The organism is Paenibacillus sp. LjRoot153, from assembly GCF_964253085.1.
Classification (GTDB): Bacteria; Bacillota; Bacilli; order Paenibacillales; family NBRC-103111; genus Paenibacillus_E.
In genome coordinates this window covers 1,318,181-1,331,991 of record NZ_CAXUQH020000001.1, presented here as the reverse complement: position 1 = coordinate 1,331,991, position 13,811 = coordinate 1,318,181, and the positions used below count along the sequence as shown (strand labels likewise).

The window sequence follows — 13,811 nt, the reverse complement described above, 5'->3', positions numbered from 1 at the left end:
ATAGAAAGGAATCCACCCGCAGTTAACCCCTCAAAACTCGTATTTACTGACAAACCAGCCACGATTATGGAAGCCCTTCCACAAAGGGAAGCAGCAGCTCAAAGCATTTTCCCCGCTCCAACTTCTTCATCCGCAGGCCACTATCTCCACCAAAATAAAGTCGGATCCGCTCATGAACATTACGGATGCCAAAGGAGTCCGGATCGGGAACCTGCTCGCTGAGCAGCCGCTGTACCCGCTCCTCGTCCAGAATTTGTCCATCATCAAAGACACTAATGCAAAAAGCATCCTCTGCTACGCGCCAGCCTTCAACCTTGATAAGACTTCCACCCGCCTGGCGGCTCATTCCGTACATGATGGCGTTCTCCACCAGCGGCTGAAGCGAGATTTTCACAATCTCCTGCTGCATGAATTCCTCAGGGATCTGGATGGCAATCGTAAACTGCCCCTTGTAGCGGATTTGCTGCATGCCAATATAGTTATTCAGGTGCCTGAGCTCCTGCTCAACGGTCACGACATCGATCTGATCCAGGCCTCCTCGAAGAAAGCCGCTTAGATATTCAATCATATTAGTAAGCTCTCGATCCTTGTGCTCCAGCGCTTTCCACTGGATAGTATCCAGGCTGTTGTAGAGAAAATGCGGGTTAATCTGATACTGCAACAGCCTCAGTCGGTACTCCTTCTTCAGTACCTGCTCCTGACGGATTTCCATTAACAGTTCACGAATCCCGTCATAGAGGACGCCGATTTCATCCGCCCGCACCAAAGGCGGGATGTGCATGTTGACCCCCTCGCTTTTCTTTCGGACAACCAGCGAGGCCAACCGTTCAATCGGCCGGGAGAAATTCCGTGCCAGCCTGATGGAGAGCAGCGTCATACCCAACAGCAATAGCCCCACCAGGCCGATGGTCCATTGATATACCTTATAGAGCGGCAGCAGCACTTGATGCCGTGGTACAATGCCGAGCAGCATCCATTCCGCCCCAATCGTTCGTATGGAAAAATAGCTATCCCCTTCTGTAAAGCTGTATTCCGACTTGTCCATACTCTTCTCTTCAGGAAGATGAAGGATTCTCGACTGGAGATCCGCATTCTCCACCGTTCCCGGAGAACGGATTAATCTTCCATTCCCGGCATCAACAATAAGATATTGGCTTTGGCCAAGATGCTGCGGCCCTTCCAGCATTGCGCTCATGGAGCTGTACGGGATGGTAATCAGAAGACAACCGTGCAATTGCTGAGCGGCAACACTTCCTAAAGGAACGACCCAGGTGAATTCCCCCGCTGTTTTATCGTCAGACAGCCAGTAAACGTGTTCAAGTGTTCGTTTATCCAGGGAAAAGCTCTCAATACGTGCGGGATCATTTTTTACAGGAAGGCCGTAGCTGGAAAGATAGTGATTTCGAGGCAAGAGAAAGGAAACGCGAAAGTCCGCGTTAATATACTTGATATTGGTCAGGTACTGAGATAGCCGGTTGGCCACCTCTACCTGCCTGAGAATAGGAGCTTGCGGATTTGCAAAAGCCTGCATCAGCTCTTCATCCTGAAGAAACAGCCCCTCTGCTGTTTGGAATTCCTGATATAGCTGCCCTAGAGGGGCAGCTGTGCGGGACATGATCAAGTCCGCGCTTTCTTCCAATTGCCGGGTAAATAAATTGGAGGTCACAAGGATATTAACAAGGCCGACAACCAGAAGTGGGAGGAGCGCCAATGCGAGCATTAGCAAGAACAGCTTTTGGTGAAACCGACGGAAAGGCGGGCGGCGTTTCTTCATACTAGAGCCCCCCGATACTCCGAGGGTGTCATGCCATATTCCCTTTTGAACAACTTCACAAAATGCTCTACCTTGTTGTACCCGACTTTATAGGACACCTCATAAACCTTAAGCGTGGGATCTTTCAGCAGCCTAATGGCTGCGCCCATGCGAGCCCGAAGCAGGTGTACACGGAAGGTGACTCCCGTTTGCTGCTTGAACAGCTCACTTAAGTAAACCGGGGAAAGGCCTAAATCCTCGGCAATGGTGGTCAATTGGAGATCCTGTTCGTATTCCCTGCCAATCCGCTCCAGGGCAAGACGAATCAACCGATGAAGGCCTTTGCCATGCCGCTGACGGAGCAAATGATGGATCTCATGGGTAAAGAAATACAGAAGTTCCTTAATTTTCGAATGACCGGAGATGCGCATCCTTAAGTCATCTGTACTCGGCAAAAGTCCTTCACCCTGGGCCCCAGCATGCTCCCGGATCGTGGACAGCCATTCAAAGCACCAACGCTGAGCCGCATTCAGATCCCATTCCACAAAGGCAGGAGCCAGTTGGTTGAGCCACTCTATCACTCGGTCTGTATCCCCCTGCAGCATCCACCCGATGAGCTCCGCCATAGGCTTCGTCCATTGCACATAGGCCATTTCGTCTCGAGACGGCAAAAGAAAGCGAACCGGCTCCTCCGGATTCGCTCCCATATATTCCATCATTTTCTCTGTTTCCCAAAATAATCCCGACAGTTGGAGCGGACTTTGTCCAGGCTCTGAAATCATAATGTGTACTTTCTTTTTGGTGAATCGTTCTATACAATCGTATAATCGCCAGGCAAAGACGAGGAGCTCCTCTTGGGAGCTGATGCCTCCCGTAACCAGCAGCCATTTACCGAAGGAAAGGCGAATCGGGCAAATAGCCTCGTATTCGGCTATAAGCTCGAACATGACATTCTGCACGGCAAACTGGTCAATCTTAGCAGTCTCTATATGACCGTGTTGATCAGCCCCATCCAGCGTAATCAGGTGCAGTCTCAACTCGCCATCTAGCAGCCATTTCAGCCCTACCTGAACACACTCCTCTTTCCACTCATAGCCAGGCTGATCTCCTAATATGAGCTCTTGAATATACTGGGAGCGGATGGATTCCTCATAATAGCGATTGCGGCGGTCACGTTCTCTTAGCACCTTCAGTTGCTCCAGCCTATCCACCTGCTTAAGAAGAACCTGCAGTAATTCTTCAGGCTTCGTCGGCTTGAGAAGATAATCCGTTACACCCAACTGGAGTGCCCTGCGGGCATAATCGAATTCACTGTAAGCACTGAGAATGATAAACTGGGTATTCGGCCGATAGGCCTCAGCCCGGGCTATCATCTCTAGTCCTGTCATGTCCGGCATTCTGATGTCTGTAATGACAATATCCGGAGAAACGGCCCGGATTTTCTCCAGGGCACTCTCTCCGTCCTCTGCTACACTGGCAACCACGAGATCGTATTCTTCCCAAGGAATAATTGTGACTAGTCTTTCCCGAATAAAATGCTCATCATCCACAATCAACACTTTATACATGCTGCATCCTCCGATCTGTCAACCCTTCACAGCACCTTGCGCAAGTCCACCTACAATTTGCCGGTTTAAAACAATAAATACGACAAGTACGGGAATAACCGAAATCATGGAGCCCGCCAGCAACAAGTTCCAGGCTGCTGCTCCAGAACCCATATTCCGCAGTTCAACCACACCTACAGTCAGTGTTTTGGTATCCGGATTACCGATACTCATGACTAATGGGAAAATATAAGTGTTCCATTCCGCAATAAATTCCAACAGGAAAAAAGTAGCGGTAATCGGAGCCATCAACGGTAGTGTCAGTCGATAAAAACGCTTGAAATAGGATGCCCCATCAACAATTGCCGCCTCATCCATCTCCTTGCCGAGCGATTTAACGAAGCCTTCGTACAGGAAAACACTAGCCCCCAAACCATACAAGGCAGCAAGTGGGATCGTAAAAATACTGTTCGTCAATCCCCAATCCACGGCGAGCTTGAACTTTGGAAACAAAGTCATCGGACCTAGGCTGACGAACATCACCCCGATAACCAACAGAGAGAGTAGTCGTTTTCCAGGGAATTGGGTTCTGGCAAAAACATACCCAGACATCGCCCCCATAAACACACTCAGCCCAGAGCTAACCGTAGCAAAAACCACTGAGTTATAGAAATACAGGGAGAAATTCAGCTCTTCCCATACCTCCGAATAGTTGGAGAATATCCACTTCCGAGGTAGCAAGCCGCCACCTGTAATCAGTTCCTGATTGGATTTGAAGGAATAAAACAAGACGTAAAGCACCGGAATCAATGTTAGGATGGCGACGACAGACAAAATTACATACTTTAACCACTTTAACAGATGTTTCACTTTGCTGTCCTCCTTAATTATGATAATCCATTTTCTTAGTCAACTTGAAATAGCCTATCGATATCACGACCAGGATAAGTGCGGTAAACACCGCGACCGTTGCCCCGTAGCCATAATTGGTGCCTGCATCTCCTCCGAAAAACTGATGAAAAATATACAAGAAGGTCAGCTCGGTAGCATAGTTCGGTCCACCATCAGTAAGGACGAGAAAGGGGCCCATCGACTTGAGTGTCCCTAGAATAGACAGGAACAAAATCATCTGCAGAATCCGCCCCATCATTGGAAGGGAGATATAACGCACCCTGGTCCACCCCGTAGCTCCGTCGATATCAGCGCTTTCATAGACATCCTTCGGAATGCTGGTCAGACCTACAAGTAAAAGCAGCATATTGATCCCGAAATTCTGCCAGGCGTCTAAAACCATCCCGCTAACAAAAGCTGTCCACCCGCCTGACAGGAAGGCAATGGGTTGATCGATCAGGTTTAAGGCGAGCAGCAGCTGATTAAGCCCCCCGTTGTACGGGTTCAGCAGGATATAAACCACCAAGGCCATCGTTGAGGCCGGCAGAATGTAAGGCATAACAAACATGGCCCGAAACACATTTTTTCCTTTCATTTGCGAACTGAGGAACAGAGCCAGCATAAAGGCCAGAGGAAGCTCAAGGATGATTTTCAGGGAGAAAAGAGCCTGCTTCCAGAGGCTAGACCAGTAAATTTGATCATCCATCAGTCCTCGGAAATTTGCCAGCCCCGTAAACCGCTCCGGCCTAACACCATCATAGTAATAAAAAACGTATTTAACCGCCCAAGCAATCGGGTATAAGGAAAAAATAACAAAGCAGCAAACAGGAATCAGCAGCATGAGGTACGCGGCGCCATACTTTCTCCAAAAGAGTCGAAAGGGGTTTAGGGCTCTCACACTTACAGCCGGAGTGATGTCAGACTTTACGGATAAATCAGTCATCCCTTCCGACCTCCTTTATTCCATCTGCTGGCAGAAGGCCTCGTAGCCCCAACGAGGAAATCCAATGCTTCACGCTAGTATTCATGGGTATTGCCCCCTTCTTTGTATTGGTAACGCCATTATAGCACCACCCTTTTCGACAATCCCCCCCTTAAACTTTATATATACTGCACATAACTGGAGAAATTCTGGACCCGGATTCATGCTCCTGCCAAACAACCCCACAAAGCGGAGTCTTTGCGTGGAAATGCGGGTAAGAGAAATCACCAGCAGCGTCTTGGTTGCCTGGTGATTGGTTAGGTTAACTTATATAGTCCTCTCCTCTCAAAATCACTGCTGTGAATTTCTGAGGGCCGGGTATTTCTATATGCTCTTCAAGAAAGCAGTCGGCATCACGCCGACGCAATATCGACAAAAACAACCTCCCAAAGGCTAGACGGCCCGCGAGAGGTTGTTTTGTCAAGATTCTAATAAAAGTATCGATTTCGGATTGGCGTAATAACGGCATTAATGTCTAAATGATGATCCCGATTTTGCCGTTATCGACCTGAACCTTATAGCTTCTCGTTCGAACTTTCTCGTCAAAGATCGATTTCCCAGTCTTGATCTCGAATTCCCAGCCATGCCAAGGACAACGCACCAGCTCGCCATTGCGGCCGAATTCGTATTCGTATACCTTGGACGGCAGCGTTGTTCCGCAAACCGGACCTTTGCACAACGGAGCGCCTTCATGCGGACACCTGTTATGCAGCGCGTAATATTCGCCTCCTACGCAGTAGATTCCGATAGACCGGCCCTCGACATCCACGATCTTGCTCTTGCCATCCCGAATATCATCCGCTTCAGCTACATAATGGATTGCCATTGTTCATCCCCCCTCCTATATGCGATACAACGCTTTGGCGTTATCGTAAAATATTTTTTGCCGCGCTTCGAAGCTAAGCCGCTTCAAAATCTCCGCCGGCATATCGTTGTCCCAATGTGGATAGTCGCTGGAGAACATCAATATATTCTCGGCATCGATCATATCGAAGATCGAGATCAGCTGCTTAGGGTCATCTGGTTCCTCGATCGGCTGTGTGGAGAACATGCAGTGGTCCCTGATATATTCGCTCGGCAGCCGCTTCAGCCATGGCACCGAGGAACGCAATGCCTTGTAGTTTTTATCCAGCCGCCACATGAGATGCGGAAGCCAAGCGATGCCGCCCTCCAGCATCACGAACTTCAGCTTCGGAAATTTCTCGAATACGCCTTCGCAGACGAGACTTGTCAGATGTGCCATATAATTTTGCGAAAGGCAGGTATGCCACTCTAGGTAACGGGTTGGATAACCTGCTGGCGTCGGGGCTGGCATCCCTGCTGCGCCTTCGCCCCCCGGATGAATGGCAATGGGCAGACTATGCCGCTCGGCTGCTTCGTAAATCGGATGGAACTGGCGCTGTCCGAGCCCTGCACGCTGCGCACTGCCCATGAGAACTTGTACCATTGCCGGATGATCGGCCAGACGATCGATCTCCCTCACAGCGAGCGACGGATCCTGCGGAGCGATGGTGATCGAACCCCGGAATGATTCGTGCTTCGGCAGCCAGTCGGCGACAATATGATCGTTGTAGGCCGAGACGAGCACTGCTGCGTAATCCGGATCATGGATCGTCGAGGAGTTCGTCAAGTTGCCCGTTAGGATCACTTTATCCATGTTGAACTGCTCGACAAGATCCTTAACGAGATAATCCGGATCGGAAGCAGACGGTCCTCCGGAAGGCGGAATGCAATCCTTGCGGACGACCCCGACCGGAGACCAATATCCGTGCCCAGGAAAGCCGAGCCCCGAGCTCGCTACTCTAGATCTCCACGGCTCTGGCAAATACGGCAGCAATTCTTGCGGACTCTTCAGGTCGTTATGGACATCGACATCAATGCATTTCATTTCCTTGTTCATACATCAAACCCCTTTCCTTCGTCTGTCCTTATTGTAATTTCTTTGGATAGCGGTTACGATTGGTAATCATACAATTTTTTTAAGGATTCTACGATTTTTAAAAGACCGAGGGGAGACGTTTCTGATGAAGATCGAACATATCATATTCGACCAACAGCCGGCCGGATCGAATTGGCATGTGGACCTGGGCCCGACTCGTCATCATATTCTGCTGCTCGTCGTGAAGGGAAAAGTACGCTATACAATTGGCGACAGGACATTATGCATTTCAAAAGGGGAAGGGCTGTTCCTGACCCAAGGTACATGGCGTGCTGCGGAAGCCGATGAGAGCGAGCCCCACCATATGTACTCCGCCCATTTTAGTGATTTACCTCTCGATAAGCTAACCGGATTCAGCAAGGAGCCCTACTTGCTATACCGTCCGATCGGTTTTGACTACATCAAGCAGCGATTCTCCGTTCTCAACGAATCGTGGATCGGCAAGATGCCTTTTTACGAGATGATATCCGATGGTATATTGACGGAGATACTTGGACTTGTGCAGCGAGAATTAACGAACGGAACGTTCTCCTCCTCGCGTCGAAGTCTCGCGCTGCGGCTCCAGCAATATATCGTTCAGCATTATCGGGAACCTCTGCGAATACACGATCTCGCCCAGCATGTCGACAGAAGCCCGAATTATGTTTCGAATGTGTTCAAGGAAGTGACCGGGCGAACTCCGGTAGCATATATGCATGAGATACGTATCTCCGCCGCAAGGGAGCTGCTTCTGACGACGAATATGACTATCGGGGAAATATCGGATTCACTCGGCTACTGCGACCAGACCTATTTCAACTACATGTATAAGAAAATCGTCGGGCATCCACCTTCCCACTCATTGAAGCTCGGGAAAATGTAATCAATGACTGCGCTATGAGGACCAAAAGAAATAAAAGAGCCGAATGGATCGTTCTCATCCACTCAGCTCTTAGGGTTACTTTACAATAATTTGTATAACATCACTTACCGTTGTTCCACTTCCATTCATAAACTCACCGCGATATTGATAAATGCCAGGAGCTTTGCCTGAAATTTGTGTAATTGCCGATTGGGCACTTGGTGTGTGTGAAGATAAAGATTGCGTTTCAATAAGTTCGCCATTTTCATATAATCGATACTGGTCTGCGTTCGTGCCCCACCACATATTAGCAGTAATGTGATAGTTCCCATCTTGATCCCAGTTGTCGCTGGACAACACAGGTTTGCCGGGATTCGCATCACTCACAGTGACGGTATGTGGATCACATGAAGTCGTTCCATACAAATTCGATAACACACATGTATACACATAGGTTCCATTTGGCTTACCTTGAATAGGAATAATGGAAGTCTGGGCTGCTGGCGATGCATCGGCCAGTGACTTCGTTAAGATCAATTGGCCATTCTCGTACAACTTATACAGTGAGCCATTGTTTCCCCACCACATATTCATCGTAACCTCATAATTGCCATCATGTAAGCCTGACGCATAACCACTATTATTCGATAGTATCGGTTTACCTGGCACCTCGTTGGCAAGCAATGCCGGACTGAAGGATTGCCGTTCGAACTTAACGGCATCAGCCCTCGTATAAATCATATCCGCAGGAAGGGTTGGCGGATCTACTGTAGTCGCAGTCTCCCTAGTTAATCGAACATACTCGCTGCCGTCTCCTGTAAAGTCAAACGTTCCAAGATTAACCCAACCCGACGAGCCGACCGTCGCATCGATATACGTGACCTCGGTAACCGACTGATGCTTCACTTCCACTTTGACATGATTATCATTTGCCGTCGTATGGACAAGCTTGTAAATAGAGACCGCATATCTCCCCTCTGGGAACTGCGCCTTCCATGTCGCCGACGATCCTTGAACAGTCGAGTAACGGGACTTCACTCCAATTTTGTAGCCGGCTAAATTACTTTGGCTCCAAGACCCTTCCGTCGTGTATAACCCAGCCGTATTCGTGCTGTCGACGATAACCGTTAGATCCCTGATTGCTATGGTCAAATGTGGTGTTGATAAGGTCACTCCGTCCATCGTTACCGTGGCCCACACCTCGATATGATCTGTTACTCCATCCAAGCTTTGAAGAGTCAACAAACCGCTACTGTTAACTGCAGCCAGATCGGTTCTATCAACGAAATACTGCACATTGGCCTGGGTCAGATCACCGATCAATCCGTTGTCCATATAGCCAGTTACATTCAGTTGAGCAGCTTGAGTCATCTGCAATTCATCCTGATTCGACTGGATGACCACCGACTCCAATTGGAGCGCCCTATTAGGGTCCACCCACATCATGGCATCGGCAACTACCCGTGACTTGTTGGCTTTATTCGTTAATTCGACATACCCACTATCCCCTGCTGCAAAAGGATAAGCTCCCAGGAATACCCACGTCCCATTGGCTATGGATTCATCAACGGTAACCGTCTCGGAGCCCCCGCTATAATAAACGGTAAAAGTAGCATTTGTTGCCCAATTTTCACTTGTAGCGGTTATTTGCGGCAGTTTGTAATACACGCTATAAGTGACACTTTCCGGCAGCTCTGGCCGCCATTTAATTGTGCTCGTTGCTGTGCCTGTAGTTGATTTGGCATATACATAGTTATCGTAGTAGTAGTCATTGGCCGTTGTATCTCGAATCCATACCCCTTCGGTATCCGCCTCCGTATTATCCACAATGATGGATGAGCCATCCTGCCATTCTGGTTGGACTGGCGTTACTGCTACGTGATCAGGCAAATATAGCGTCCGCTTGCGCGTCTGTTTGCCGTCCGATTCCACATAATAAGTGAACGTTTGGGATAAATCGTTTACCCGTATCGACCATTCCATCGGATAAATCGTATCTGGAACGGTCGTGTACGTGGCCCCGCCATCCAAAGAGTAATGGATCGTCGCTGGCTTCGTTGTTTTTGCCTCCACGTAAGCATCATAGGACGTTTTGTCGGGCTTGACGATGAGCATGCCTTTAACAGCATCGATTGGACTGTGAACATCGAAGAAATAGCTTGCATCCGATGTATCAGCTGTTCGAACCTGGTGCAGCGGCACATCGATGTCGAGCCCCTCCACAATGATAGCTGTTATTCCCTTGCTTGAAACCGTGGCCTGAATGATTCCGCCACTCATAATCGTTTGTTCTGGTGTGCCATTATCGCGAATGATGGTTACGTTATAATTTTGTGCTGGATTGAACCCGATCATTTGTGCATTCAATGCGATCGGAGTCTGTACCTCAGACGTCGATTCGTTACTTAAACTGATGTAGAATTTATTTCCGCTTTCTCCCGTTATCCAGTTCAATTGCGGATGGTTGGTCTGAATAATCCCCTTGGGCATCCAGAGCCAAACGTTGGAATTACCGTAGAATTGACCTGGCTTATTCCCATAGAGATGATATTTGAACCATAAAAAATTAGTTTCAAATACGGAAGGAAAAGTAATACTCCCATTCGATTTCAGTGATTGTTCGGTGATCAAATAATCCATCGTTTGCCCGAGCTGTGCCGGCATATGGTGATAATAAATGGATGTAGCCCCGCTTGGGCCCTCCAGTGGAAAATCTGGTTCCAGTTGACTAACGGCAAAACCCTTATAGTAATACCCTGGATAGTTGGAATATCGTCCGATGACCGCATTATGAGCGATATCCTGCAATAATTTATCGCCTGTATAGAGCGATAATCTCATCATGAATGGCGCCTCCTGCGCATTCATCCGGTAATAGCCAGTTGTACTTCCCGCTTCAAACGTCAGCCCATTGGGAGAAACAAGCCAACTGTCCGCTTGTACGCCCCCAGCTACATCTTCAGGAAGCTTGCTTCTAGGATAGTCGTATTTCCCGCTTTCCGGCCAATGGAACGACTCCGCGTAATTATACGTCTCCGGCTGTGGAATCGTAACGGAGCCTTCAGGAACCGGACGAGCTACGAACATGGTAGCGTACTGTTTGGCTTCCTTGTACGCGGCATTCAAGTATTTGGGATCTTGCGTTTCCTCGTACAGCTCCAAGATCTCCATCCACAGCTTGCTATAATAATAGATAAACTCATTTTTACTCACATTCGTGGTTGCAGGTGTATCAATATTCTGAGCGATATAGCTGTCAGCTGCATCCTTGGCATCCTGCAAATACTGCGCATCCCCCGTCATACGATACATCATGAGTGGTTGAATGACAGGCCCTCGATCTTTCTGATCAGGATCTCGTACAAGGTACTCTTCCTGCCCCAGCGCCCCAATCCCTGCCGAAGTGCCTAGCATCTGATTGACAGCGGCTACGCTTGAAACGTCGAACGGCAAGGTTGCCATTTTCCATAACGAGGGTACGCTGTATACGGGCTTCTGTGTAGGCGACCAACCGATACCATTTCGCGATACCCCGTACTGAATCAACGGCAACGCCCTACTATCGTAAAGCTGGTCGTCCCCGGTCAAATAATAAGCCCCCAGAAGAGCCGCATTCGATGTTGTCCGAACACTATCCTCGTTCTCGATATCAATGAAGCCCTTGGCCCGGTTCCACCACCCGCTTGGCGACGGGACATAATTGACAGAATCATCCCCCTGCGGCTCTATCTTAAGCAGATCGATCATATTGAACATCGCGTCAGTAAGCGAGTGATCGGCCACATTTTCCCGATATGCCGTATATTCGTATTCCGTGCGGAGAATATCCTCGTAGGCTTCATACAGTTTGCTTCTCTGAGCGATTAGCCCCATATGAAACTGATAGGTGCTTTCCGCGGTCATTTGTGAATAAGTCCCTAGTTGAGGCGCATAAAGGATCGGCTGCACGCTGCCTTCGTTGTTGACAAGACTCATGCCAAGCCGTTGCTGGGAAACGCCACCCGTCGGTTCAAACTCGACCGGCAGCTCCTCAGATGGTGCAAATATGCCATACGATATAGCATTCCCAGCTCCATCATTCTTCTCAACTAGACTCATCGGAGCACTTAACTCCCTCAAGCTAGTTGATTCAACTGATCCTACCATTTTCGCATGCGACCTGAAACCACTTAACACTTCATTGATGCCAGAGACTAGCTCTGTTGTGAAAGATTGATAGCCAATCACATAATTGCCGTTCCGGCGAGGTGTAAAAGCAAAGGAAACATCAGGTTTGTCCCCTGCCAAGGACCAGTTTACTTGTAAATCGTAATCGCTTCCATGCAAAGAATCGGTTAATACGGCCGTATGGCTATCAGGGAAATGGATCCCGTCGAATGTAATCCAGCGTTTGTTCATCGTATCGTAGTAATTGGTTCGACTTCCCGCATTCCCATCCAATAAGACCCATTGTTCTTCAAGTCTTTCCGGCACAGTATTAATTGGCACCCAGTTCCCTGTCCCCGTGTCCTTGTAGAACAGATCACGAACGATGGACTTGCCGCCATCCCAAGCGGCTTCATAGAAAGTCGCCTTATAGTTTGCGTTTTCAATGCTGCCTTTTTCCGTATAATTGAGATTCGCCAATGTGCGGCTGCGCAGCGGAGGCAAAGGTGGCGCTTGCTGCCGGATGTTCCCTTCGAACTTGACCGCATCCGCACGCGTAATGATTGTTCCAGTTGTAGGTTGTGTTCGTGTCAACCTGACAAACTCAGTATCATCACCACTAAAATAATAGTTCCCCAAATCAACCCAACCGACGGATGGACCTGATGATGGCCTTAAATCCATAAACATGACATCCGTAATCCCATTGTGAACAATTTCGATTTTCACATTACTATCCGCTTTATCCGCCCAGTCCAGCTTGTAGAACGATATTTTCGCCGTTCCTGCTTCCAATCGCGGATTCCAGGTGATGGTTCTTCCCACAGCATCTGTAAAGTTGGAACTGGAATTATTGTAACCCTTTACCCCCGTGCTAGTGCTCCAATAAGGAGCTGAATATCCGTTATTCTTGTTATCCACATCAACGGTGACAACACCATCCGTCGTGATGCTTCCATTATCAATAATGATCGTCTTATGGGGCTCTTTTTGCTGAATATTCCCTTCGAACTTAACCGCGTCCGCACGCGTTAGTATCGTGCTGGTGCTGCTGGTAGACCGGGTCAATCTAACGAATTCTTCACCAATCCCCGAAAAATAGTATTCTCCCAAATCAACCCAACCCACAGCCGCCCCGAATGAAGGTCTCAAATCAATAAATTGAACATCCGTCGTGCCATTATGAACGATTTCGATTTTTACATTGCTATCTGCTTTATCCGCCCAATCCAGCTTGTAGAATGATATTCTCGCCGTCCCTGCGTCCAATCGTGGATTCCACGTTATGGTTCTGCCTACTGTACTTGTATATTTGGAACTGGAGTTATCATACCCCTTCACACCTGTACTTGTGGTCCAATTCGGAGCCGAGTATCCGTTATTCATGTTATCGGCATCCGAGGTCACAACACCATCAATCGTGATGCTCCCATCATCGATGATGATCGTCTTATTCGGTAAGGAATCCGCATTAGCGGGGCTTACTCCGAAAAAACTTAATGGCACTATCATCGTCATCATTAAAACGATTAAAAGCAGCTTCCTTTTTATCATATAACTCACATCCTCTCCATTTATTGACAACGCTTTCAACATAAACAATAATACCCCCCTTTGTTAGAATGATCGTTACGAAGCGATTAACCGTATCCTTCTGGTAATCTCCTTCGTCTTTTGTAGCATAGCATGTAACCTAACCGTGAAATTTCTTC

General features: G+C 48.4%; 8 protein-coding genes. 1 reads left to right on the top strand and 7 read right to left on the bottom strand.

Annotated features, from left to right (window positions below; genetic code table 11):
- Window positions 1–64 precede the first annotated feature (64 nt).
- The 6 genes from ACSQ8P_RS05930 to ACSQ8P_RS05905 all read right to left on the bottom strand — a co-directional run bounded on the left by ACSQ8P_RS05930 (window position 65) and on the right by ACSQ8P_RS05905 (window position 7,073).
- Window positions 65–1,774, bottom strand: a complete 1,710-nt coding sequence (locus ACSQ8P_RS05930) for a sensor histidine kinase (RefSeq protein ID WP_436234342.1) — start codon at window positions 1,772–1,774, stop codon at window positions 65–67.
- Window positions 1,771–3,321, bottom strand: coding sequence for a response regulator transcription factor (locus tag ACSQ8P_RS05925; protein WP_436234341.1), 1,551 nt, complete (start codon window positions 3,319–3,321; stop codon window positions 1,771–1,773). The genes ACSQ8P_RS05930 and ACSQ8P_RS05925 overlap by 4 nt, the downstream gene beginning before the upstream one ends.
- Before the next feature lie 18 nt (window positions 3,322–3,339).
- A complete protein-coding gene (locus ACSQ8P_RS05920) occupies window positions 3,340–4,170 on the bottom strand; it encodes a carbohydrate ABC transporter permease (protein WP_056608742.1) in 831 nt (276 codons plus the stop codon).
- A 13-nt stretch (window positions 4,171–4,183) separates the two neighbouring features.
- A complete protein-coding gene (locus ACSQ8P_RS05915; RefSeq protein ID WP_056608737.1) occupies window positions 4,184–5,134 on the bottom strand; it encodes a carbohydrate ABC transporter permease in 951 nt (316 codons plus the stop codon).
- 514 nt (window positions 5,135–5,648) lie between these two features.
- On the bottom strand, window positions 5,649–5,999 hold the full coding sequence (locus tag ACSQ8P_RS05910) for a Rieske (2Fe-2S) protein (protein WP_436234340.1): 351 nt from the start codon (window positions 5,997–5,999) through the stop codon (window positions 5,649–5,651).
- Between the two features lie 15 nt (window positions 6,000–6,014).
- Complete coding sequence (locus ACSQ8P_RS05905) at window positions 6,015–7,073, bottom strand: amidohydrolase family protein (protein ID WP_436234339.1); 1,059 nt, start codon at window positions 7,071–7,073, stop codon at window positions 6,015–6,017.
- A gap of 124 nt (window positions 7,074–7,197) precedes the next feature.
- Here ACSQ8P_RS05905 and ACSQ8P_RS05900 point away from each other — a divergent pair, with 124 nt between their 5' ends.
- Window positions 7,198–7,974: an AraC family transcriptional regulator gene (locus tag ACSQ8P_RS05900; protein WP_436234338.1), complete on the top strand. Its 777-nt coding sequence runs from the start codon at window positions 7,198–7,200 to the stop codon at window positions 7,972–7,974.
- A 75-nt stretch (window positions 7,975–8,049) separates the two neighbouring features.
- On the opposite strand, the gene ACSQ8P_RS05895 is transcribed toward ACSQ8P_RS05900, so the two are convergent.
- Window positions 8,050–13,620 carry a hypothetical protein gene (locus tag ACSQ8P_RS05895; protein ID WP_436234337.1) on the bottom strand — a complete coding sequence of 1,857 codons (5,571 nt, stop codon included), beginning with the start codon at window positions 13,618–13,620 and terminating at the stop codon, window positions 8,050–8,052.
- Between the last annotated feature and the right edge of the window lie 191 nt (window positions 13,621–13,811).